We start from the raw sequence: 24184 nt of genomic DNA, 5'->3' as shown, positions 1-24184 counted from the left end.
CCGCACCGGCGGTCTCGGGCGGCACGTAGCTCGCCGGGACGGTCCGGCGGGCTCGGTCGTGGGCCGCTCCTGGCGACCCGTTCCGGCGAACTGACATGGGTTGTCAGGGCGGCGCGGCACGCTGACCGTATGACACTGACCCAGTACTTCACCGCGACCAGCATCGACGGCTACATCGCGGACGAGCACAACAGCCTGGACTGGTTGTTCGAGGCGGACGGTTCCAGCGAGGAGGCCCGTTCCGACGGCGCGGCGGAGGAGCCGGCCGGCGACCGGTTCGCCGAGTTCTTCGCGGGCGTCGGCGCGATGGCGCTCGGCGCCACCACGTACGAGTGGATGCTCGAACACGAGCAGATGGCCGCGCACCCGGAGAAGTGGCAGCGGTACTACGGGGACACGCCGGTGTGGGTCTTCACCCACCGCGAGCTGACCCCGGTGCCGGGCATCCCGCTGCGGTTCGTGGCCGACGACGTCGTCGGTACGCACGCGGCGATGGTCGAGGCCGCCGCCGGCCGCAACATCTGGCTGGTCGGCGGCGGGGGTCTGGTCGGCGAGTTCGCCGACCTGGGCCTGCTGGACGAGATCATCCTCGGCGTCGCCCCGGTACTGCTCGGCGCCGGCGCCCCGGTGTTGCCGCGCCGGCTGACCTCCCGCTCGCTCACCCTCACCGAGCTGTCCCGCGACAACGGCTTCGCCTACCTCCGCTACCGCGTGCACCACGACTGACCACGCCGCACCGCGCGTCGATCACGACTCGTACCGCCGGCCCGTACCGTGATCGACGGGGTGGGACGGGTCGGGGCTGGTCAGCCGCGGAGGACGAGGGCGAGGGTGTCGTCGGCGCCGGGGGTGACCGTGACCGGAACACCCCAGTCCTGCCGGGTGAGGTGGCAGGCCGGGTTCTCGGCCTCGGCGTCGCAGGTGGCCGCCTGCGCCATCACCGACAGCACGCCGCTCGCGCCCGGCGCGAACACCAGCCGCCGGGACAGGTCGGTGCCCACCCCGGCGCCCTCGACCAGCAGCGACGGCGGGGTCGCGGTGACCTCCAGCCGGGTCGCCGGCCCGTAGCTCTCGTCCAGCTTCGCGCCAGGAGGGGTCTCGAACACCACGTCCAGCGTGACCGCGCCCTCGCCGACCGGCGTGACCGGCCGCTCGGTGCGGTACCTGGCCGCCGGCGCCGCGGCGGCGGCCAGGTCCGGCCGGGTCAGCCGGTGCGCCCCGGACTCCACGACGAGGAAGCCCGGCCCATCGAGGTCGGGCAGCACGTCGGACGGCTCGGACAGCCCGCGGGCGAGCGTGGTCACCGCGCCGGTCGCCGGCTCGTACCGCCGGATCGCCCCGTTGTACGTGTCGGCGACGAGCACCGCGCCGTTCGCCGCCACCGCGACCCCGAGGGGGTGCTGCAGCAGCGCGTCCAGCGCCGGCCGCGGGACCCCATCGCCGGCGGGCTCGCCACCCGGCACGTCGGCGTGGCCGAAGTCGAACAGCCCGGTACCGATGACCGTGTGCAGCTCGCCGCCCTGCACGTAGCGCAGGGCGGACGATTCGGAGTCGGCCACCCAGAGCCGGTCGCCGTCGGCGGCCAGCCCGGACGGCTGGGCCAGGAACGCGTCGCCGACCGGCCCGTCCCGCAGGCTCTCCGTGGTGGTACCGGCCCAGCGCGACACGGTGCCGCCGACCGGGTCGAACCGCCACAGCTGGTGGATGCCGGCCATCGCGATCACCGCGGCACCCTCGTACCAGGCCAGGTCCCACGGCGAGGACAGGTCGACCGCGCGGGCAGCACCGGCGCTGGCCGCGGTGGCATCGGTGCGGTGGTCGGCGCGCCAGGGCGCGCCGGTGCCGGCGACGGTGCGCACCGCGCCGTCCGCCAGCCGCACCCCGCGCAGCAGGTGGTTGACCGTGTCGGCGACCAGCACGTCGTACCCGACCCGGTCGGCGACCTCGGCCGGCAGCACCAGCACGCCCTGCGGCTCGCTGAACGACGCCTCGTCGGCCGGCCCGTCCGCCGCGCCGCGCTCGCCGCTGCCGATCCGGCGCAGCACGCTACGGCCGTCGTCGGCGAGCTCGGCCAGCTGGTGCCGGGACGAGTCGCTGGCCAGCAGCGTGCCGCCGGGCAGCCGCACCGCCTTGCCCGGGTATCGCAGCACGCTCGGCGCCGGCGGCGGCGGCACGTACGGCCCCTGGCCGCGAACCAGGGTGCCGTCCGCGGTGTGCTTGGCGACCAGCTCGGCGAGCAGCCGGTCCAGCCCGTCGCCGTGGCCCTCGCCGGCCATGCTCGCCACCACGTACCCCTGCGGGTCGATGACGGCGAGCGTCGGCCAGGCGCGCGCCGCGTACTGCTGCCAGGTGGACAGGTCCGGGTCGTCCAGAACCGGATGCTGCACGCCGTACCGCTCGACGGCGGCGGTCACCGCGTCCGGCGCCTTCTCGTGCTCGAACTTCGGCGAGTGCACCCCGATCACCACGAGCGAGTCGGCGTACTTCTCCTCGATCGGCCGCAGCTCGTCGATGACGTGCAGGCAGTTGATGCAGCAGAACGTCCAGAAGTCCAGCAGGACGATCCGGCCGCGCAGGTCGGCGAGGCTCAGCTCGCGCCCGCCGGTGTTCAGCCAGCGCCGGCCGCGCAGCTCCGGCGCGCGAACCCGGGCACGACGATCATCCTGGTGGTAGGCCATGACCACCATTCTCCGCGGCGCCGGCCCGGCCGGCAGCGTGGCGAACGCGACAGCGCTACCGCGCCGGGGCCAGGCAGCGGAACCGGTCACCGGCCGAGCCCTGCAGCTCGACCGCCGGCCCGGTCGGGTCGGGGCATTTCGCCCGGCTCGACGTCACCTTGGTGATCTTGTACGCCCCGGGCTTGCCGCAGGAGACCGCGACGGCCTTGCCGCCCTGCGCGGTGATGCACGACCCGACCGGGAACGACTCGCCGTGCCGGCCGTTGAGGATCAGCGCCGAGATCACCGCCGCGGCCACGACCACCGCGCCGACGATGATCAGCGTGAGGGTGCGCTTGGGCTGCGGCGGCGGTTTGACCGGGACCGGCATCGTCCACGCCGGCGGCACCGCACCGCCCTGACCCGGGTACGCCGCCGGCCCGGCCGGCGGCTGGTCCGCGTGTACCGGGGTGCCGGCGGGCTGCTCCGGGTACGCCGGGGTGCCGGCGGGCGGCTGACCCGGGTACGCCGGGGTGTCGGCGGGGGGCTGGTCCGGATGGGCGGGCGGTGGTGCGTCACCGGGGCGGGGGTCCCGGCCGGGTGAGGATGCGCCGCGTCGGGTGCCGTCCGGCTGCACCGCGCCACCTCCGTCGCATCGCCGTCGCCCGGACCGTCCCGGGCCGCGGGCGTCTCACGCTACCCGGAACCGTCACCCCCGGCCGATCGGGTCCGGCGCCGGAACACTCGCGTCCTGGCACTGCCGGCCGTACCGGCGTGGGCTCGGTGGGGCCGACGCACGGACGCCTTGCGCGTCGGCCGTACCCGTCGTGGTGCCAGGGGGCCGACACACTGCCGCCCCCCTCGATCGGGCCGAGGAGGGCGGTGTCTGGACGGCGACGGTGGTGGGGCGGCCACCGGTCGCGGGAGTAAGGGAGGTCAGTCGCGGTTGGCGATCGAGAGCAGCTCGTCGCGCATCGCGCGGGACGGGCAGCGCGACAGCGCCCGCTCGATGGCGCGAGTCCGACGGACCACCGTGCGACGCTCCCGGTACTTCTGGAGCAGGTTGTTCATCAGTGCCTCACCTCTGCTGGATGTCTCTCCGGTGACTCCATTAGAGCGCAGATGACCGGTTGACTGCAAAAGAATCCATGGTGAGGGCGCTTACATGCCTAAGATCCTTCGGCGTGACAAGGGAAATCACCGTGGTGTCGACGGTCACGTCCGGAAACGGTAACGGCCGCGACCCGGATCGGGTCGCGGCCGTCACACGTCGTACGGAAGATCAGCCCCAGGCGAGCAGCGCCGCCTCCGGATCGGTCAGGAACGCCCCGATGTCCGCCAGGAACCGGGACCCCAGCTCGCCGTCCACGATGCGGTGGTCGAACGAGAGGCCCAGCGTCGTCACGTACCGCGGCTTGACCTTGCCGTTGTGCACCCACGGCTGCTGCTTGATCGCGCCGAAGGCGAGGATCGCGGTCTCCCCCGGCGGCAGGATCGGGGTACCGGTGTCCACCCCGAACACGCCGACGTTGGTGATCGTGAACGTGCCGCCCTGCATCGCGGCCGGCGCCGTCTTCCCCGCCTTCGCGGTCGCGACCAGCTCGTTCATCGCGTCGGCCAGCTCGCGCAGGGACAGCCGGCCGGCGTCGGCGATGTTCGGCACGATCAGGCCGCGCTCGGTGGCCGCCGCGATGCCGAGGTTCACGTACTCCTTGACCACGATGTCGCCGTTGGCCTCGTCCCAGGTCGAGTTGACCAGCGGATGACGCCGGACGGCGACCAGCACCGCCTTGGCGACCAGCAGCAACGGCGAGATCCGCACGTCCCGCCAGTCGCGCATGGCGCGCAGCCGCTCGACCGCCTTGACGGTACGGGTGGCGTCGACGGTGAGGAACTCCGTCACGTGCGGCGCGGTGAACGCGCTGGCCACCATGTTCGCCGCGGTGAGCTTCCGGACCCCCTTGATCGGGATCCGCTGCTCCCGGTCGGGGCCGAACGACGGTGCGGACACCGCCGCCGGTGCCGGGGCGGCCGCCGCGGACTGCGCCGCCAGCACGTCGTCCCGGCTGATCGAGCCGTTCGGGCCGGTCGGGGTCAGCGTCGTCAGGTCGACGCCGAGGTCCTTGGCCAGCTTGCGGACCGGCGGCTTGGCCAGCACCCGGACGTTCACCGGCGCCGGCTGTGCCGGTACCACCGGGGCCGGCGCCGGGGCGGGTACGACCGGCGCGGCGGGTACGACCGGAGCGGTGGGCGCCGCCGCGGCCGGGGCGGCAGGTGCCGGGGCGGTGGCGCCGTTGACGGGACGGCGGGCCCGGCGCTTGCCGCCGGACTCCTTCGGCCCGTACCCGACCAGCACCGCGGTGCGGCCGTCGGCGCTCTGCTCGCCGATCAGCGGCCCGGTCACCTCGGCCGGACCGCCGGAACCCGGCTCGGGCAGCGGGCCGGCGTCCGGGTCGGTGTCGAACGAGACGATCGGCGCACCGACGTCGACGGTCTCGCCCTCGCCGTGGAAGATCTCCACCACCGCGCCGGTGTACGGGCAGGGGATCTCGACCGCCGCCTTGGCGGTCTCCACCTCGACGATCGGCTGGTTCAGCGTGACCCGGTCGCCCGGCCCGACGAACCACTTCAGGATCTCGCCCTCGGTGAGTCCCTCACCGAGATCGGGCAGGGGGAACTGCTTGACGCGCGTCATCCGGGCGGCTCCTAGTAACTGAAGGTGCGGTCGACGGCGTCGAGCACCCGGTCCAGGTCGGGCAGGAAGTGCTCTTCCAGCTTCGACGCCGGGTAGGGCGTGTCGAAGCCGGTCACTCGCTGCACCGGCGCCTCCAGCGAATAGAAGCACTCGTTCTGTACCCGCGCGGCGATTTCCGCGGCCGGCCCGGCGTTCGTCGGCGCCTCGTGCACGACGATCAGCCGGCCGGTGCGCTTGACCGACTCGTACACCGGATCGAGGTCGAGCGGGGAGAGCGTGCGCAGGTCGATCAGCTCCAGCAAGCGGCCGTCCTCGGCCGCCGCGTCGGCGGAGTCGCGTAGTACCCGCATGGTCGGGCCGTAGCCGACCACGGTGGCGTCGCTGCCGGCCCGTACGACCCGGGAGCGGTGCAGCGGCTCGGCGCTCGCGAGCGAGGCGTCCAGGTCGACCTCGCCCTTCTCGTAGTAGCGCGCCTTCGGCTCCAGGAAGATCACCGGGTCGTTCGACCGGATCGCCTGCTGGATCATGAAGTACGCGTCGACCGCGGACGACGGGGTGACGACCTTCAACCCCGCGGTGTGCATGTAGTAGGTCTCCGGCGACTCGGAGTGGTGCTCCACCGAGCCGATGCCACCGCCGAACGGGATCCGGATCACGACCGGCAGCGTGATGCGCCCGCGGGAGCGGTAGTGCATCTTCGCCAGCTGGTTCGTGACCTGGTCGAACGCCGGGTAGGAGAACCCGTCGAACTGCATCTCGCAGACCGGCCGGTAGCCGCGCATGGCCAGGCCGATCGCGGTACCGACGATGCCGGCCTCGGCGAGCGGCGAGTCGAGCACGCGATCCTCGCCGAAGTCCTTCTGCAGCCCGTCGGTGATCCGGAAGACGCCGCCGAGCCGGCCGACGTCCTCGCCCATCAGCAGTACCTTCGGGTCGTCCTCCAGCGCCCGGCGCAGGCCGAGGTTGAGCGCCTTGCCGATGGTCAACGTCTGCGTACCGGTCAACGGTCCCTGCTGCTTGGCCATCAGTGCGCCCCCTCCCCGACGAAACTGCTCTGGTACTGCTCGAACCAGGCGCGCTCGGCGTCCTGCAGCGGCGACTCCTCCGCGTACACGTGCTCGAACAGCCGGCTCGGGTCCGGGTCGGGCATGCCGATCACGAACTCGCGCAGCCGGCCGGTGATGCGGTCCGCGTCCGCGTCGACCGAGGCGAAGAAGTCGTCGTCGCCGATGCCCGCCTTCGTCAGGTAGCTGCGCATCCGGGAGATCGGATCGCGCTGCTTCCACGACTCGACCTCGCTGCCGGTGCGGTACCGGGTCGGGTCGTCGGTCGTGGTGTGCGCACCCATCCGGTACGTGTAGGCCTCGATCAGCGTGGGGCCCTGGCCGTGCCGGGCCTGGTCCAGCGCGTGGCGGGCGACCGCGTAGCAGGCCAGCACGTCGTTGCCGTCCACCCGCACGCCGGGGAAGCCGTACCCGGCCGCGCGCTGGTAGATCGGGGTGCGGGTCTGCCGCTCGACCGGCTCGGAGATCGCGTACTGGTTGTTCTGGCAGAAGAACACGACCGGCGCGTGGTAAACGCCGGCGAACACGCACGCCTCGTGCACGTCGCCCTGGCTGGACGCCCCGTCGCCGAAGTAGACGATGGCGGCCTCGCCGTCGTCGGTGCCCACCTTGCCGTCGTAGTTGATGCCCATCGCGTAGCCCACCGCGTGCAGCGTCTGCGCGCCGATGACCAGCGTGTACAGGTTGGCGTTGTGCTCGGCCGGATCCCAGTCACCGTGGTCGTTGCCGCGGAACAGCCCGTGCGGCGCGGTCGGGTCGACGCCCCGGCACCACAGCACGCCGTGCTCGCGGTACGTCGGGAACGCCATGTCCTGCTTGCGCAGCGCCCGGCCGGAGCCGATCTGCGCCGCCTCCTGGCCTTCCAGGCTGGCCCAGATCGCCAGGTGCCCCTGGCGCTGCAGCGCGGTCGACTCCAGGTCGAGCCGCCGCACGATCACCAGGTCGCGGTAGAGCCCCTGCAGCTGCTCGTCGGTGAAGTCGACCGAGTAGTCCGGGTGCTCGACCCGCTCCCCGTCCGGGGTGAGCAGCTGTACGAACTCCGGCTCCGGCACGGACCCCTGGAGCGCCGCCTCCTCGGCTGGTGTCGGTGCCGGGCGTGACCGCCGGGCACCGGACCGGGCCTTGGTGGCGGGCCGCCCCTTCGTCGCGGGCTTGTCACCCATGTCCGATCCCTCTCCCTCTGCTTGCGCCGCCGGTGTGGGGTTACCGCACCGGTCGGCGTCTCCGTCGTGCCGCGCGGACCCCGGTTGGGGGTTCGCCCGGCGGGAGCGTCGGCGCAGGGGCCGGATCGCGGGTGTGCGCGATCATCGGCCCCGTTGCCGATTGCCCAACAGCATGTCAGCTCGGATGCGAGTCCATCGAGGGTGATGGCCGCCACATCCCGTGCCGCCATCGTACGGGCTCCGGTGGTCGCGAGGGCACCAGCCGGTCGGCTGTGGGGCGGCCCCGCGACCCCCGCGCTCGTGCCTGTCGCAGCGGCGAACCGTCGCCCAGGCGCGGCTCTCCAGGGGTCCACCGGGAACCTACGCGACCGTAACCAGCCTTTACCAGCGTTCAGGGCCGGGGCGGTGCGGGAGGGCGCTGCGTACAGGGAAAACAACTGTGTGTATACACAGAGCTCACGAAGTGCAACAATACTCCGGTAGCGCGGCAGGAACGGGAGTAGCCGCTCGTACCGGTCCTAGCCGACGTACGGCACAGCGAGGCACCTTGCTCGCACCGCTCGACGGCGCTCCGGCACGGCGCGGACACGGTACGGAGGCGAGGAGGCGAACGGTATGCGAGTGACCGTCACCACTTCCGACGCGCGTCCCGCGACGAATGGCCGTTCCGGGGCTGCCGGGGCAGGTGCCGAGGGGACTAACCTGCACGGCGTGGCCGAGCGGACCGAGACGCCGCACCTTGTGCGCGGCAACGGAACCCCGGCCCTGGCCGGCGGTCTGCGTGCCCATATTTCCGGATTGATGGGGCGGATCGCCGCGGGGTTGCGGGCTCGGTACCGGGCCGCCGCCCGCACGATCGCCGGCCGCAAGATCACCCTCGTGCTGGTGAGCCTCGTCGCCGTCACCGTCGCCGCCTCGACCGTGCTGATGGCCGCCGGCGCCGACCGGCTGCGCAGCGCGCCGCTCGCCGAGACCACACCGTTCCTCAAGAGCCCCGGCAACGCGCCCGTCGTCGTACCCGACCCCGACGCCAAGGGCGCCGACCCGACGCAACCCCACGGTGACTCCGGCGCCGCACCCGATCACGACGGCGCCACCGCCCCGTCCGGGCACGGCGACGCGCGCGGCCGCACCCACCACGGTGGGGCGGCGCGGCCCGACGGTAGGGGCGCCCACGACCGCCGCGACGAGCACGGACGGCGTGCCGGCTCACCGACCGACCGGGAGCGGGAGAGCGACCACAGCGACCGCACCGCTCCGACCGGTCCCCGCCAGCCCGTCGTCGAACCCGGCCCCGACGGCACCACGATCATCCGGTACGACGGCCTCCGGATCGTGCTGCCGCCGCTGACGCAGGCCGCCACCCTGCCGATCGTGTTCGGGCCGGTGACGCCCATCGGGCACACCGCCGGCCCGATCACCGTGGCCCCGGCGCCGCAGACCGCGGGGCCGATCGTGTTCGCCCCGCTGGCGCCGGCGGCCCGGACCGGCGGGCAGCCCGGCCCCGAACCCGTCGCGCTGACCGGATTCGTACTCAGCGGCAACCGCGCCACCCCGGTGTCCCTGCTCCCCGCCGGCGACGACGGCCCGGCGCGCACCGGCGCCCGCAGTGCGGCGCCGGCGGCCAGCCAGACCGACCCCACCTGGTTCGCGGCGCGGCCCGCCGCGCCGACCGGCCCCGCCGGCACCGACCCGGGCGGCGCGACCTGGACCGTGCTGGACCCGTCCGGCGCCGCATGGACCCTGTCCGCGCCGGCCGCCAGCACGCCCGCGGCGACCTCGCCGAAACTCGCCGGACCCGCGACCGCCGAGACCCGGGCCGCCGCGCCGGGAGCCGCCGCGCCCGGCGTCATCGCGCCGGCGGCCCCTGCCCCGGCTGCCATCGCGTCCGGCGCCACCGCGGCTCCGCGGGCCGCCGCGACGCCGTCTGCGCTCGGCGCCACCACAGCTCCGTGGGGCACCGCACCTACAGCTGCGCCCGGTGCCACCGCGGCTCCGTGGGGCACCGCGACGCCGGCTGCGCTCGGTGCCACCGCGGCTCCGGCGGCCACCGATTCGTCGCAGCCGACCTCGCCGGCCGTCGTGCAGCCGCCCGCGGTCACCCGGTCGGCGACCACGGGCCCGGCCACGGTCACGTCACCGGGCGGCTCCCGCACTGCGGGGCCGGCTCTCGACGACTCACCCGCCGCCCCGGCGCTCGCCGGCGCCAGCCCGTTCGCCGGGAACGCCACCGGGGCCGGCGGTACGAATGCCGCCCGGGGCGCCGTGGACGGTGCCGCGAGCGGACCGGCCGCCGTCGCCGGCAACGGGGCGGACGCCGCGCCGCCCCGTGCCGGCGCGGGCGCGGGCGCCACGGCCCCGGCCGGAGCGACGGCCGCGACCCGGCCCGGCGCGGCCACGACGCGGACCGGTGCACACCCCGGAGACGGCAGCAACAGCGGCGGCGGGAGCGGCTACGACCGCGACAGCGGTGGCAGCCAGGCGTCGATGCCCGGCGGCAGCGGCGGCAACGGCGCCGGCGGCCGCGAGGCGTCGGTGCCGGGCGGCGACGCCGGTGCCGGGAGCTCGGCCACCGGCGGTCAACAGCACACCGCGGCCAGGGCGCCCGAGAGTACGGCGGGCGACCAGGCGGGCGCGGCGGCGAGCAACGATGGCGTCGGTACCGCCGGCCGTCAGCCGGCGACGGTGACCCCACCGACGACCCGGTCGGAACCGGCACACCAGCCCACCGCGCCGAGCCAGCCGGACGCCGCCCACCGGCCGAGCGCCGAACAACCCCCGACTGCTGTTACCAGTGGGCCGGCCGCCCCGGGGCACAGACCCTAGGGGATCGGCCCCAGCGACCACAGCCCACGCTGACCGCCCGCGCCCGCTCGATGCCGGTGCGAACCCGCTGCCCGGAGCGGTTGCCGGCCAGGCAGGTGGCGACGATGTTCTGACCGGATGTCGATGCGCGCCCGGTCGTGTCGGGGCGGATTGCGGCCAGGCAGGGGACGGCGTTCTGGTCGGACGCGGGTGGTGCCTGGTCGCGTCAGCGGGGCAGGTTGCTGGCCAGCCAGGTACGCACGGCGTTCTGATCGGTGGGGTCGACGCCGTCGGTGAGCATCGCCCGCGCCACCTGCGCGGCGGTGACCGCGTTGCCGGCCGTGTCCGCCATCGCGGCGGCGAAGTCGTCCAGGTCTTCGCGGATGGCCTCCTGGGTCGCCATCACGGCGTCCTCCGGCAGGCCGCGCCGTCGCCCGGCGTACGTGACGAAGGCCAGCAGCACGGTGGGCAGCCAGTCGACGCACTCGGGGTCCAGCACTGCCGAGGTCGGTACCCAGTCGACCAGGAACCGTTCGGCCGCGGTCGGGCTCCACCGGTACGGGTCGGCCGCCGCGTACTCGGCGATCAGCCGGGCGCACGCCTCGACCACGCCGTCCGGCGCGTCGTCGATCTCCGCCTCCGGCGCGGCCAGGAACTCCGCCACCGGATCGACGCCGGCGCCGGCGTCCTCGGCCGACGCGGTCGGCAGCGTGGCCAGCCGGGCCAGCAGCAACGCCCGGTCCTCGGCGAACTCGGTCGAGTCGGGCAGTTCGAGCAGCTCGTCGGTGCGGGCAAGCAGCGGCTCGATCGCGGCCCGGGCGGTACTCGGTGCGACCTCGGCGAGCTGCAGGTCGTCGTTGCTCGCCGCGCTGCGCCGGCAGTCCGCCAGCACCCGCTCGGGTTCGGTGGAGGTCCAGCAGTCCTTCACCACGCCGAGATTCGCGTCGGTCAACACGCAGCAGGCGTGCGGTGCGCCGCCACGATCCCGGTCCGAGAACTCGAAGACCAGGACGAACTCCGTCTGATCGCCGTAGACGTCGCTCATCGCCCAGGCGTCCGTGCACCGGGCGGTACCGATCTCGGCGGCCCAGACCGGCTGGGTCCCGGCGTTCGACGCGGCCCGGGCACGATCGGCCACCTCGGCCGGCGCCACCCCGGCCAGCCCGGCCAGCAGCGCACCGGCCAGCGCGTCCTCCCGACCGTCCAGCACCTCTACCAGGTCCTCGGCGAACCGGGCGACCGCGGCGGCACGCTGCTCGTCGGCCGCCGCGTACGCCCCGCCGAGCAGCGCGGAGACCGCGAACTCGGCGTCCAATGCGGTGTCCACGGCGGCGATCGGCGCGCACGCGGCCAGGATCGGCGCGAAGAATTCCTGCTGCTTCCCCGAGACGGACATCCGCCCAGCCTACGTGCACCCGCGCCGGTACCCCCGCACCGTCGTCGAGCGGCGCCGCCGAACGCGGCCGAGCGGCGCGGCCCCGGGACCGCGCCGCTCAGCGGCGGCGGCCGGCGGCGGTACTCAGCGGTGGCTTCGGGCGACGATGCTCACCAGCGCCCGCAGGCGGCGGTGCTCGGCAGTGGCTTCGGGCGGCGGGTGCTCACCGGCACCCTTTGGGGCGGCGGTGCTCAGCGGTGGCCGCGGGCGGCGGCGAGGGCCGCGTGCGCGGCGCGATAGGCGGTCAGCTCCCCCTCGACCGGTGCCTGCACGCAGTCGCGCGCGGCGGCGGCGACCGCGGCGCGCAGTGCCGCGTCCACCCCGGACCGCTCGTTCCGCGCCGCCCGGCGCACCAGCGGCACCGCCACCAGCGACGCCAGTACGCCGGCGAGCACGCCGCCGGCCAGCAGCCACAGCGCCGCCAGTCCCGGATCCGGTACCGAGGCGGAGACCGCCGCGGCGATCAACCAGGCGGCGCCGGCCACCGCGCCGACCCCGAAGACCCACTGCAGCACACCGAGCACCGTCCACCAGGCCGGCCGGGTACCGCGGGCGGCCTGGGCCGGCAGCGCCGCGAGCCGCCCGGCGAGCGTCGGTACCTGCTCGGTCAGCACGGCGCGCAGCGAGTCGCGCCAGGGCGCCGGCAGCCGCTCGAGCACCGGCCCGAGGCTGGCGCGCAGCACGCCGCCGAGGCCGATCCGCCGCGGCGCCTCCCGGTCCGGTACCGGCCGGGTCGCGTCGTCGTTCGCCTCGTGCCGCCCGCCGGCCCCGCTCGGCCGCACCGCGGGGCCACGGTCCACCGCCAGCTCTGCGGCAGCTCCGGCCGGGGCGCCGCCGGAGTTGGCGGGTCCGGTCGTGCCGGCGCCGGCGTTGGCGGCTGCGGCCGGAGCGCTTCCAGCCTGGGCGCCGCGGGTGTCGGCCGCTCCGGCAGCGCCGGTGCCGGGCCCCGCCGTCCTGGCCGCTCCGGCCTTCGCCGCGGGCGGCTCGGCGGTGCCGGCGGTTCCGCGATCGGCGTGCGCGGGGCCTCCGGTGCCGCCGGAGGCTGCTGCCCCTGCGGTCGCTACGCCGGCCATCGCGCCTGCGGTGCCGGCCGCGGTCGGGTCGGCCGGTGTGGTGTCGTCGAGCCACTCCAGGTCGTAGCGCTCCTGCGCCAGGATGCGGTCGGGATTGCGACCACCCAGCGCCCGCCGGACGAACAGCCAGCCGGTCGCCCGCCGGCCGCGGCGGCGCATGTCCTGCTCCGCAGCGTCGACCAGGCCGGCCACCCCGACGTGCGCGGCCAGCCGATCGGCCAGCTCGTCCACGGCCACGCCGGCCGGCGGCTCGGTGTCGGTCAGGTCGACCAGGCCGTCGGCGGTCGCGGTGAGGTCGGCCGCTATCCGTACCGTCGCGGCCTGCCGGCTGGCGACCGCGTCCGCGAGCGCGGACCGCAGCGCCGCCACGCCGAGACCGGTCCGTGCCGAGGCCAGGTGCACCGGCACGGCGGCCAGGCCGTCCTCGGCGAGCAGCCGGCGCAGATCGGCGGCCAGCTGGTCGACATCGGATTCCGGCAACCGGTCCACCTGGTTCAGGACGACGGTGAGCGCGGCGTCCCGGTCCGCCAGCGACGACAGGTAGCGCTCGTGCACGGTGCGATCCGCGTACTTCTGCGGGTCGAGCACCCACAGCACCATGTCGGCGGAGCCGATCAGCCGCTCCACCATCGGCCGGTGCCCGCGCTCGATCGAGTCGAAGTCGGGCATGTCGATCAGTACCAGCCCGTGCAGCGCCCGCTGCGCGTCACCGTCGAGCACGCTCTCCCGCTCGGTACGGTTCTCCGGCGGCACGCCGAGCCAGTCGAGCAACGGCCCCGTACCCGCCGGTTCCCAGATGCAGGCGTGCGGATCGGCGGTGGTCGGCCGGCGGGCACCGACCCGGGACAGGTCCAGCCCGGTCAGCGCGTTGAACAGCCGCGACTTCCCGCTCCCGGTGGTACCGGCCAGCACCACGACCGTGTGTCGCTCGGACAGCGCCAGCCGCTCGTCGGCGCGGGCCAGCAGCGCGTGTACCGGGGCGAGCCGGTCGGCGTCCACCCGCGTCCCGGTCGCTGCGGCGAACTCACCCAGCGCACGCAGTCGCGCCGGCAGGTCACCGAGCGGAACCTCCTGGGGCACCGCCGGATCCTGGGTCGTCTCCGGTCCCGCATCGCCGTCGCTGGTGGGCTGCGTCGTCGGGTCGACCGCGCCGGTACCGCGCCGGTGCCCGCCTGCCTCGGCGGTGACCTGCTGCCCGGTCGCTGCGATGCCTCCCTGGTACCGGGGCTGCCCGGCCGGGCCCTGGTGCGGTGCTGCGTCGATGCCGTCCCTGCGCTGGGCCGGCTCGGCGGTGACCTCGTGCCCGGCCGCTGCGATGCCTGCCTGGTGCCGGATCTGCCCGGCGACGATCTGCTGCTCGGCTGTGCCGTCCCCGCGCTGGGCCGGCTCGGCGGTGGCCTTGTCCCTGGCCGCGTCGATGCCTGCCGGGTTCCGGGTCTGCCTTGCGGTGACCTGGGCGGCTGGTCCGATGTCGTCCGTGCGCTCGGCCGGCTCGGCGGTGGCCTGGCGCCCGGCCGCTGCGATGCCTGCCTGGTGCCGGGTCTGCCCGGCGGGGCCGTGGTGCGTTGCCGGATCGCCGGTGGCCGCACGCCCGGCCGCGCCGCCGCCGGGCGTGGCCGGCTGCGCCGGATCGGTCGGTACGGGCAGGCTCGGCTCGGACCCGCCGTCGAGCGCGGACGCCGCCCACGTGGTTTCGGTCGCCCCCTGCGTCGCCGGATCGACCGGATGCCGCGCCGAGCCGTCGGACGCCGAACCGGTCTCGCTGTCCGCGCCCCTCGGGCCGGCGAGGTGGTGTTCCGTGAGGCCGGCGGGATGCGGCGCGGCGCCGGAGGCGCGGTGCATCGCGTCGTAGGCCGGGCGCTGCGCGGCGTCGTCTGAATGCGGTGCGGTAGCAGCCGGGTGCTGCGCGGCGCTGGTCGGGTGCTGCGGGGTGCCGGTTGGGTGCTGGGCGGTGTTGTCCGGGCGCTGCCGGGTGTCGGTTGGGTGCTGGGCGGTGCCTGTCGGGTACCGCGCGGGGCCGGCCGGGTGGTGGGCGCGGTCGGCGGGATGCTGCGGTTCGACCGCGATGGAGCCGTCCGCTGCGCCGGTGGCAGCGGGCTCTCCACCGTCGGGAGTCGGCCGGTCGGTGCCGTGGTCGGTCACGGTGCCGGCGGTCGGCGCCGCGGGCCCATCGCCGGCCGTTGCTTCGGTCGGGATGCCGTCGGGGCGTGTGGCGCCGCTGGCCGCCGCCCTGGTCCTACCGCCGCGGCGGTGCGAGCCCCGGTGTGCCCGGCCGGCACGGTCCGGTACCGCGGTCGGCTCGACCGCGTCCGGCGCCGGCGTGGCTGCCGGCTCCGCTGCCGCGTCGGCCGCCGGCCGGTGCGGGTCCGGCAGTGGTTCGTCCGAGGCGAGCTGCTGGATCCAGGCGGTCATCTCGGGATCGGCGTCGTCGTCCGCGCCGGTTCGCGCGGCTTCTGGCCGGCTCACGTGTCCTCCTGGCCGGTGCCGTCGGTGGTCTCGTCCGCTACGCCCGCCCGGTCGGTACGCCCGTCCTCGGCCACCCGCCCGCCGCCCGTCGCGGTCTCGTCGTCGGTGGCCGGCCGCTCGCCGGGGGTCGCGCCATCCGTTGCGCCGCTCGGCCCGGCGTCGCCGTCCCCCGCGCCCGTGCCGTCCGTACCCTCCGCGTCGTCGTCGCCAAGCGCGTCCTCGGGGGCCCTGTCCGTCGTCTTGCCGCCGGGTTGCCCGTCCCTCGTCCTGCCGCCCGCCGTGCCCGTCGTCTTGCTGTCGGCCTTGTCCGTCGTCTTGCCGTCGGCCTTGTCGGTCGTCTTGCTGTCGGCCTTGTTCGTCGTCTTGCTGTCGGCCTTGTCCGTCGCCTTGCCGTCGGCCTTGTCGGTCGTCTTGCTGTCGGCCTTGTTCGTCGTCTTGCTGTCGGCCTTGTCCGTCGCCTTGCCGTCGGCCTTGTCGGTCGTCTTGCTGTCGGCCTTGTTCGTCGTCTTGCCGCCCGCCGTGCCCGTCGCCGTGCTTCCGGCCCTGTCGGTCGTCTTGCTGTCGGCCTTGTTCGTCGTCTTGCCGCCCGCCGTGCCCGTCGCCGTGCTTCCGGCCCTGTCGGTCGTCTTGCCGTCGGCCTTGTTCGTCGTCTTGCCGCCGGCCCTGGCCGTCGTCTTGCCGCCGGCCCTGGCCGTCGTCTTGCTGCCGGGTGCCCGGTCCGTCGCCTTGCCGCGGGCCTTGGCCGTCGTCTTGCCGCCGGGTGCCCCGTCCGTCGCCTCGGCGTCGATCGAATCCCCGAGGCCGGACGTCGTCTCGGCGCCCAGCCCCTCGGTACCGCCTCCGCTCGTCCCCTCGGCCGCAGCCTCGGGCATCGCGAACCCATGGGCCGGCCCGGTCGCGTCCTCATTCGCCGCGTCCTCGCGTGGCTCGCTGGCCGGGGATGTCGCGATGTCGTCGATCGGCCCGGTCGCCGCATCGCCGCTCTCTCCAGCCACGTCGGGCATGGTGACGTCGTTGTCCGGTCCGGTGACGTGCTCGTTCGTCACGTCGTCGGGGGCCGGTTCGGTGCCCTCGTCGTTGGTCGTGCTGCCTGCGGCACTGGCCTCGTTGTTCGTCGTGCTGCCTGCGGCACTGGCCTCGTTGTTCGTCGTGCTGCCGGGGCCAGTGGCCTCGACGTTCGCCGGTACGCCAGGGACTGGTTCGGCCGCGGGGCCGCTCGCCCCGTCCTCGGTCGGGTCGCTGGCCGTGGGCGCCGCGATGTGGTCGATCGGCGCGGCACGGCCGTCGGTCGTTGGTTCGCCGGTCGGTGCGGCGCCTGGTGTCGTGTCGCCTGGGGCCGGCTCGGTGGCGTCGGGGCCGGTCGACTCGCCGCCGGCCCGGGCCGCCGCGACCGTGGCCGCGGCGTGCAGCGACTCGGTCCCGTCCTGCCGCTGCTCGCGGGCGTCCGCACGGGGTTCCGTGTCGGTACCCGACTGGCGGACGGACCGCCCCTGCTCGCTGTCGGACTCGCTCTGCTCGCTGTCGGTGTGGCCCGGTGCGGCGTCGGCCGGCGCGGCCTCGGCATGTTCCGACGCAGGGCCGGAGGCGCCTTCGTCCGGCGATACGGCGTCGTCCAGCGGCGGGACGGATTCCGCCCCGGCCTCGGTCGTCGCCTCGGTGGTCTCGGCCGTACCCTCGCCTACCGCCGCCGGGCTCGCCGGACCCGAGGCGTCCGCCGTCGGGTCGGCGACGGCTCGGTCCGTTGTACCGTCATCGATCGCGCCGCCGGCTGCCGTGGCGGCACCCGCCTCGATCGACCCGGCGCCGGACGGGGCGGGTTCGGCGAAGCCGGCGTCGATGGATGTGGGCTCGCCCGAGGCGGTCTCGCCCGGTACTGCGTCGCCCAGTACCGCGTCGCCCGGTACCCCGTCGCCCGGTACCTCGTCGCCCGGTGCCGTACCGCCCGGTCCCGCATCGACGGGTGCGGCAGCGTCCGGCGCAGCCGCGGCGCCGGCTGCCGGTGGGGTGGCGCCGGCACGATCGGTGGTGGCGTCGGGCGCCGTTCCGGCGCCGCCGGTTCGGACCTCCTCGGTGCGCGGGGTCTCGGTCTCCTCGGCGCCGGGGACTCCGTTCGCTTCGGCGCCGGTGGACTCGGCGGACTCGGTGCTCGCGGGCCCGTCGGTGTCGGTCTGCTCGACCGTTCCCCTGTCGGAGGGTCCGGTCGCCTCGGTGTGAGTGGACTCGACAGCTTCGGTGGCGGTGGGTCCGACCGTTTCCCTGTCGGTGAGTCCGGTCGTCTCGGTGCTGGTGAACTCGACAGGCTCGGTGTCGGTGGGCCCGTCGGTGCCGGTGAGTTCGATCGCCCTTGGGTCGGTGGGTCGGGTCGTCGCGGTGCTGGTGGACTCGGCGGCCCCGGTACCGGTGTCGATGGACCCGGCGGCGGCCGGGGCGACCCCGTCAGTACCGGTGGACTCGGTCGCCGGGTGGAACAGCGGACTGTCCGGGCCGGGGAGCGGGCCGGTCGTCGGTGCCGACGCCGGGGGTACGGGCGGTGTCGCCGGTGGCAGCGAGCGGCGCTCGGTGACCAGCGCGGCCGCGGTACGGGCCGGCACCAGCGCCGCGGCCGCGGTACTCAGCGCAACCACCGCGGTGTCGTCCACCGCGACCCGGTTGAGCGCGGCGTCGTACCGCCGGCGCTGCTGGTCGGCGAGCTCGCGGAGCCGGCCGACCAGCGCGTCCCGGGCGGTACCGGCGATGCGCCGTACCACCGGGTCGGCGAGGACGGTGTCGAGCATGGCGCGCTCGGAGCCGGTGGCATCGGTGCGCGCCGGCGCGACGAGCACCGCGACCAGCACGAGCAGCCGTACCGCGGCGATCGTGTACTCGGTCTGGCGGGCCACCGAGCGTTGCCCGTCGTCGGTCCGGATCCACTCGTCCAGATCGTCGAACCACTGTCCGACCAGGTCCGGCCCGGTGTAGCTGTCCACATCGGACAGTAGTGCGGTGCCGGCCGGGCCGCGCTGCCAGGCATCGGCGATCCGGCGGGCCGAGTCGGCGAGCGTCTCGTCGACCAGGCTGTGCAGGGCCGCCCTGGCTGCCGGGACGAACTGCCGGCCGGGCAGAGCGCGTCCGGCCAGCGAGACCAGCAGCTGGTCGCGCAGCCGCCCGGAGCGGGACTGTACGGCGCGGACCAGCTCGCCGCCGCCGACCAGCTCCTGCCATCGGGCGGCGAGCTCGCCGCCGAGCAGTCCGCCGCCCCGGACCGCATCGTCCACTGTGGACAGCGCGTGGGCGTGTGCGGTACGCACCTCGGCGCGCAGCGCGTCGGACTCGCGGTGCTGCGCGGCGAGTTCGGTGGTCAACTCGGCGAGCTTCGCCGGCAGGGTGGCGATCGCGCCGTCCAGGGTCTGCCGGGCGACCGCGGCGCGAGCGGCGCCGTCGGCGGCGAGCCGTTCGAGCCAGTCGCGCAGCGCGGCGACCTGTTCGGCGGGCAGCAGCCGCTCGTGGTCCATGGCGGACTCGGCCAGCTCGAACAGTGGCACGTCGGCCAGCCCGTCCTCGGCCAGCAGCCGGCTGAGGTGGCTGCGGATCCGGCGGGCCTCGCCGACCGGCATCCGGTCCAGGACGACGGCGAGTCCGGCGTTGCGGTCGCGGGCGGTGCGCAGCAGCTGCCAGGGCGTCTCGTCCGCGTAGCGGTTGGCGGTGGTGACGAACAGCCAGGCGTCCGCGGCGCCCATCAGTTCGTCGGCCAGCTCCCGGTTGTCCGCGGCGACCGAGTCGATGTCCGGCGCGTCCAGCAGCGCCAGCCCGGGCGGCAGCGCGGGGGCGGCCACCACCTGCAGGTGCCGGCCCTGCGGCGGGGTACCGCCGGTGCGGGCGAAGGTGGCGAGCAGCCGCGGCCGGCCGAACCAGGACGCGTCCGCCGGGTTGGCCACCAGGACCGGCGCCCGGGTGGTCGGCCGGAGCACGCCGGCCTGGCTGACCGGCGCTCGGACCAGGCTGTTGACCAGCGTCGACTTGCCTGCGCCGGTGGGGCCGCAGACGACGACGAGCAGTGGCCCGGCCAGTTCGGCGAGCCGCGGGGACAGGTAGTCGTCGAGCGTGCCGGCGAGCCGCCGGGCCAGCTGCCGGGCCTCCGCGGCGCCGGCCGTGGCCAGGCTGAACCGGGCGCCGGCGACGGCGGTCCGCAGTTGCTGCAGCGCCTCGCCGAGCACCTGGTTACCGAGGTCGTCCGGGGCGGCCGGCGGGGCATGGTGCTCCGTCGGTTCCCGGCGCTCGGCGCGCGCCGGCTCGGGTGGGTACGGTCGATGCGTGGAACCGGTCGGTTCCGTGGTGTCCGTCGGGCGGTTGTCGCCTGGCTCGTCAGGCTGCCGACCTGTCTCGGTGAACCGTCGCCCCCCGGCTGGCGCGACGCCGCTGTCTCGCTGCGTCGTCACGGCTCAAGGGTGCCCGATCGACCAACCGGGCCACAACGCACACGCCAGAGCACGTCCGCGGTTTCCACCCCAGTGTGGAGCTGATATCGGTAACGACGGTATGTTTCCGGCATGCGTGACATGATGCCCCTCCGTACGGCGGGCTCCGCCTCGGCGCCTCGCTTGGTCCCGCCTCGACCTCGGTAACGGTAAGCTTCCCTGCCCGATCACGCTGACCCCGGGCGCGACGGATCTGTCATGCCGATGACATCGCCGCCCGGTCGGGTGTGCGAAAGTCGAGCGGTACCGCTGGCTGGATATTCTTCCCATATCGGTCGTTGTCAACTCTAACGGGGCTGGTTCGCATGCACGGTAGGAGAGCGGCCGGGGCCCCGCACGATGGAAACGACACGCAGCGTCCTGCCGACGCGCCCGCCGACCACCGACCGCCCGGTCCTTCCGACCCGGTACCGGCGGCGGAGCCCACCGCGGTGACCCGAGAACAGGCGCTCGCCGCGCTGGCCGTCGCCTACCGGCAGCTCACCGCGGTCGTCCAGGGCCGGCCCGACGCCGACCTGATCCGGCCCACCCGGTGTACCGGCTGGTCGGTGCTCGACGTGCTCTACCACGTGCTGCTCGACGCGCAGCGGGCGCTGATCGCGCTGGCCACCCCGGACGAGCGGGTCGCCGACACCGACTACATCTCGTACTGGCGGTCGTTCCCGGCGTCCCCGCGGATCGGTGCGAACGAGCACGCCCGGGCGGTCCGGATCGCCGCGTCCGCGTTTCGCCCGCGCACCCTGGTGCAGCTCTGGCAGGAGACGGCGACGGCCGCGGTGCACGCCGCCCGGGCCGCCGATGCCGACCTGCGGCTCAGTACCCAGCAGCACGTGCTGATGCTGCCCGACCTGCTCGCCACGCTGGCGGTGGAGGCCTGCGTGCACGGGCTGGACATGACGGTGGAGCTGGCCGACGCGCCGAAGCCCGACCCGCTGCCGCTGGCGTTGACCCGGCGCACGCTGGACGGGCTGCTCGGTGCCGGCGTGCGGCGCCCCGGCTGGGTGGATCGTGACTATGTGTTGAAGGGCACCGGCCGAACTCCGCTGAGCGCGACGGAGCGTGACGTGCTGGGGCCCGCAGCGGCGCAGTTTCCGCTCTTCGCGTGATCGACGCCCGATTTGATCCCGGGTCCTTGGTCCCGGCTCGGCCTGCCGATGATGTGGTAGTGGCGCGGATTGTCTAGGGTGAGTCCGCACGGGGCCTCCGGCGGTGCCGCCGTCGGGGCCATTGGCCCTCTGGCCGCGGCGCGCCAGACCCCCATCGCGTACCACCCGTCCGAAAGCTCAGGTATCGCCGTGACGCAGCCCCCCTACGATCCGTACTCCGGCTACGGGAACCAGCCGGGCTACGGTCAGCAGCCCGACTATGGTCAGCAGCAGCCCGGATACGGTCAGCAGCAGCCCGGGTACGGTCAGCAACCCCAGTCGTACGACCAGACCGGGTACGGCCAGCCCGACCCCGGCTGGCAGCAGCCGGACGGCGCTCCCTACTCGGGGGTGCCGAACTCGGGCGCGCCGGTGTCCGGCGGCTACGGCCCGGATCCGTACGCGAGCTACCAGGCCAACCCGGCGAGCGGTCCGGCGTACGGGCAGCCCAGCGCGCCCGGCTACGGCGCCCAGGGCTACCCGCCGCCGCCCACCGGTGGCTCCGGCGGCAACAAGGGCCCGCTGATCGGCGGGATCATCGGCGGCGGCGTGCTGGTGCTGGTGGCGATCGTGGTCGTCACCGTGCTGCTGGTGACGAAGTCCGGCAAGGACGACAACCCGCCGGTCGCCAAGGACAGCACCTCGGCGTCGGCGTCGGCGTCGCCGGCCCCGAGCGACAGCGACAGCGGCGACGACAGCGGCTCGACCGGCGAGCCGCCGGACAAGATCGACGACAAGGTCGACTGGTCGCCGTTCGAGGACGCGTACGGGAAGTCGTCCGGCTCGGTGTCGAACAGCAAGTCCAGCGACGACACCATGACGCAGGTGCGCGCCACCCAGACGTTCGGCAGCTACAGCGGCTCCACGTACGCCTCGGTGTCGGTCGCCGGGCTGTACTTCGACACCGCGAGCGACGCGAGCAACCTGTTCAAGTACTACTGCGGCGACGACGCCAGCAACGTCAAGAGCGGCTCGATGAAGGACGCCGACATCGGCGACCAGGCCTGCTCGTACGTCAGCGAGTCGAGCGACGGCTCGGACGGCGGCGCCATCCTGTACGTGCAGGTGCTGAAGGGCAACTTCATGCTGCAGATGAGCCCGATGGTGTTCCACTCGGACGACAGCAAGTGGTCCGACTCCGACCTGGACAAGGTGCGGGACCAGGCCATCGAGAGCGCGAAGGGCACGCTCGACAAGCTGACCTGAGCGCGCGAGCGCAGCACGACCGCGGGCCCCGTACACGACGTGCGGGGCCCGCGGCGTGTCCGTCACCGGATCGGTCGACCCGCGTGACGGGACCCTCGGCCGCCGCGTTGTAACGGCCGGAGGATCTTCATGGACACGTTCTCGCTCTCCCTGCTGCCCGCCGCGGCCGATGCCGGCCTGGACACGTTGACCGTCAGCCGGCACGTACCGGTGTTCCGGCGTGACGTCGGGCGGCACGACACGACGCTCGCGGTCGCGCAGTGCGTCGACCCGAACCGTTTCATCAACGCCGGGCTGGTCCTGCTGCTGACCCGGCGGCGGCTGGTGGTCACCCGGCAGAGCCGGCTGTTCGACCGGGTTCGGCCGCTGATCAGCGCGGATCTGACCGAACTGGCAGAGATCGACTGGACGCCGCGGGACCGGATCGGGCTGCTCGACCTGCGGTTCGCCGTCGACGGTGACCGGCACCACCTGTGGGTCCGGGCACCGCACCGGCAGCAGCTCGGGCACCTGGTGAGCGTGTTCGGCCGTACCTTCGCCGCCGGCACCGACGAGCTGGCCGCGCGCCGGCACGCGCCGGGCCGGAACATCCCCCGGCAGCGCTGAGGGCTGCTGGTAGAGTCGCCGTCGTGACGCGTCTGTATCGGTGGTTTACATCGCCGGCCCTGGGTGGGGTCGGGCGGGCCACCGTGCACTGACGCCTCGACAACCATCCAGAGCCGGCAAAGGCAGGGGATTCTCCCCTGCCTTTCCTGTTTCCCGCAGCAGGCCGGCCGGATGGGACCGCGTGCGGCCTGCGGAAAGGTCAGTACATGGAACCGCTCCGCGATCGCCGCATCGCCTCGGTCCGCCCGCTGGTGCAACCGGCGTTGCTCGCCGAGGAGCTGCCGATCACCGAACCCGTCGCCGCCACCGTACGGGCCGGCCGGCGCGCCGTGACCGACGTGCTGTCCGGTGCCGACGACCGGCTGCTGGTGATCGTCGGCCCGTGCTCGGTGCACGACCCGGCGGCCGCGCTGGAGTACGCCCGGCGGCTGGCCGGCGCGGCCGGCGAGCTGCGCGACGACCTGGCGATCGTGATGCGGGTGTACTTCGAGAAGCCGCGCACCGTGGTCGGCTGGAAGGGCCTGCTCAACGACCCGCGGCTGGACGGCTCCTTCGAGGCGAACGAGGGGCTGCGGATCGGCCGGCGGCTGCTGCTGGACATCGGCGCGCTCGGCCTGCCGGTGGGCTGCGAGTACCTCGACCCGATCCTGCCGCAGTACCTCGCGGACACGGTGAGCTGGGGCGCGATCGGCGCCCGGACCGCGGAGAGCCAGGTGCACCGGCAGCTCGCGTCCGGCCTGTCGATGCCGATCGGGATCAAGAACGGTACCGACGGGGGCGTCGGGGTGGCGATCGACGCGGTGCGGGCCGCGGCGGTACCGCACGTGTTCCCGGGCGTGACCGAACACGGCGTGGCGGCGATCATGCAGACGGCCGGCAACCCGGACTGCCACGTCATCCTGCGCGGCGGCCGGTCCGGCCCGAACTACGCCGCCGAGCCGGTCGGCGCGGCGCTGGCTCAGCTGCGCGAGGCGCGGCTGCCGGAGCGGGTGATCGTCGACTGCTCGCACGGCAACAGCGGCAAGGACCACACCCGCCAACCGCTGGTCGCCGCGGACATCGCCGGCCAGCTGGCGGCCGGCCAGCGCGGCATCGTCGGCGTGATGCTGGAGAGCTTCCTGGTGGACGGGAAGCAGTCGCTCGGCATCGAGGGCGGCTCCGGCGAGCTCACCTACGGGCAGAGCGTCACCGACGCGTGCCTGGGCTGGGAGTCGACCGTACCGGTGCTGCACCGGCTGGCCGACGCGGTCCGGGCCCGCCGGAACCGGGTCGCCGGCCCCGCCACCGTCGCCGGCGCCTGACCGCGGCACCGTCCCGCCTGACCGCAGCACCGTCCCGGCGCCTGGTCGCAGCACCGTCCCGGCGCCGGACCGCGGCACCGTACGCGCGAGCTGACCTGGCTCGTACGCACTCGT

At 74.7% G+C, this 24184-nt stretch carries 15 protein-coding genes; 6 read left to right on the top strand and 9 right to left on the bottom strand.

Translation table 11 applies throughout. The annotated features are described in order from the left end of the window. Nucleotides 1-129 precede the first annotated feature (129 nt). Nucleotides 130-726, top strand: a complete 597-nt coding sequence (locus Asera_RS05270; protein WP_030445202.1) for a dihydrofolate reductase family protein — start codon at nt 130-132, stop codon at nt 724-726. An 80-nt stretch (nt 727-806) separates the two neighbouring features. Here the strand turns inward: Asera_RS05270 and Asera_RS05265 are convergent, their stop codons facing one another. The 6 genes from Asera_RS05265 to pdhA all read right to left on the bottom strand — a co-directional run bounded on the left by Asera_RS05265 (nt 807) and on the right by pdhA (nt 7579). Continuing rightward, nucleotides 807-2678: an NHL domain-containing thioredoxin family protein gene (locus Asera_RS05265; RefSeq protein ID WP_030445201.1), complete on the bottom strand. Its 1872-nt coding sequence runs from the start codon at nt 2676-2678 to the stop codon at nt 807-809. A 55-nt stretch (nt 2679-2733) separates the two neighbouring features. Continuing rightward, the gene (locus Asera_RS05260; protein ID WP_035295873.1) at nt 2734-3294 is read right to left on the bottom strand and encodes a hypothetical protein; all 561 of its coding nucleotides are present in this window, start codon (nt 3292-3294) and stop codon (nt 2734-2736) included. Nucleotides 3295-3593: 299 nt separating this feature from the next. Then, nucleotides 3594-3728: a hypothetical protein gene (locus tag Asera_RS33525; RefSeq protein WP_280529701.1), complete on the bottom strand. Its 135-nt coding sequence runs from the start codon at nt 3726-3728 to the stop codon at nt 3594-3596. A gap of 211 nt (nt 3729-3939) precedes the next feature. Next, nucleotides 3940-5352 (bottom strand): dihydrolipoamide acetyltransferase family protein, encoded by a 1413-nt coding sequence (locus Asera_RS05255; RefSeq protein ID WP_030445200.1) that lies wholly within the window; start codon nt 5350-5352, stop codon nt 3940-3942. Between the two features lie 11 nt (nt 5353-5363). Further along, a complete protein-coding gene (locus tag Asera_RS05250) occupies nt 5364-6377 on the bottom strand; it encodes an alpha-ketoacid dehydrogenase subunit beta (RefSeq protein WP_030445199.1) in 1014 nt (337 codons plus the stop codon). Beyond that, nucleotides 6377-7579 carry a pyruvate dehydrogenase (acetyl-transferring) E1 component subunit alpha gene (pdhA, locus tag Asera_RS05245; protein WP_030445198.1) on the bottom strand — a complete coding sequence of 401 codons (1203 nt, stop codon included), beginning with the start codon at nt 7577-7579 and terminating at the stop codon, nt 6377-6379. The genes Asera_RS05250 and pdhA overlap by 1 nt, the downstream gene beginning before the upstream one ends. Before the next feature lie 711 nt (nt 7580-8290). On the opposite strand from pdhA, the gene Asera_RS05240 reads away from it, so the two are divergent. Next, the gene (locus Asera_RS05240) at nt 8291-10405 is read left to right on the top strand and encodes a hypothetical protein (protein WP_157034698.1); all 2115 of its coding nucleotides are present in this window, start codon (nt 8291-8293) and stop codon (nt 10403-10405) included. Nucleotides 10406-10610: 205 nt separating this feature from the next. Here Asera_RS05240 and Asera_RS05235 read toward each other — a convergent pair whose 3' ends face one another. The 3 genes from Asera_RS05235 to Asera_RS05225 all read right to left on the bottom strand — a co-directional run bounded on the left by Asera_RS05235 (nt 10611) and on the right by Asera_RS05225 (nt 19551). Next, entirely contained in the window at nt 10611-11780 is a 1170-nt protein-coding gene (locus tag Asera_RS05235) for a hypothetical protein (RefSeq protein ID WP_030445196.1), read from the bottom strand. 230 nt (nt 11781-12010) lie between these two features. Then, on the bottom strand, nt 12011-15358 hold the full coding sequence (locus tag Asera_RS05230) for a GTPase (RefSeq protein WP_051801962.1): 3348 nt from the start codon (nt 15356-15358) through the stop codon (nt 12011-12013). After that, nucleotides 15355-19551, bottom strand: coding sequence for a hypothetical protein (locus Asera_RS05225; RefSeq protein WP_212804515.1), 4197 nt, complete (start codon nt 19549-19551; stop codon nt 15355-15357). Before Asera_RS05225 ends, Asera_RS05230 begins: the two co-directional genes overlap by 4 nt. 692 nt (nt 19552-20243) lie before the next feature. On the opposite strand from Asera_RS05225, the gene Asera_RS05220 reads away from it, so the two are divergent. The 4 genes from Asera_RS05220 (at nt 20244) to Asera_RS05205 (ending at nt 24070) form a co-directional block, all read left to right on the top strand. Next, entirely contained in the window at nt 20244-20918 is a 675-nt protein-coding gene (locus Asera_RS05220; RefSeq protein ID WP_051801960.1) for a maleylpyruvate isomerase N-terminal domain-containing protein, read from the top strand. A gap of 189 nt (nt 20919-21107) precedes the next feature. Next, on the top strand, nt 21108-22163 hold the full coding sequence (locus Asera_RS05215) for a hypothetical protein (protein ID WP_051801959.1): 1056 nt from the start codon (nt 21108-21110) through the stop codon (nt 22161-22163). A gap of 129 nt (nt 22164-22292) precedes the next feature. After that, on the top strand, nt 22293-22769 hold the full coding sequence (locus Asera_RS05210; protein ID WP_051801958.1) for a hypothetical protein: 477 nt from the start codon (nt 22293-22295) through the stop codon (nt 22767-22769). A gap of 206 nt (nt 22770-22975) precedes the next feature. Then, a complete protein-coding gene (locus tag Asera_RS05205) occupies nt 22976-24070 on the top strand; it encodes a 3-deoxy-7-phosphoheptulonate synthase (protein WP_030445190.1) in 1095 nt (364 codons plus the stop codon). The last annotated feature ends 114 nt before the right edge of the window (nt 24071-24184 follow it).

This window comes from Actinocatenispora sera (assembly GCF_018324685.1).
In the GTDB taxonomy this organism is placed as follows: Bacteria; Actinomycetota; Actinomycetes; order Mycobacteriales; family Micromonosporaceae; genus Actinocatenispora; species Actinocatenispora sera.
Note: the sequence above shows the minus strand (reverse complement) of the source record. Positions and strands in the feature narration are given on the sequence as shown.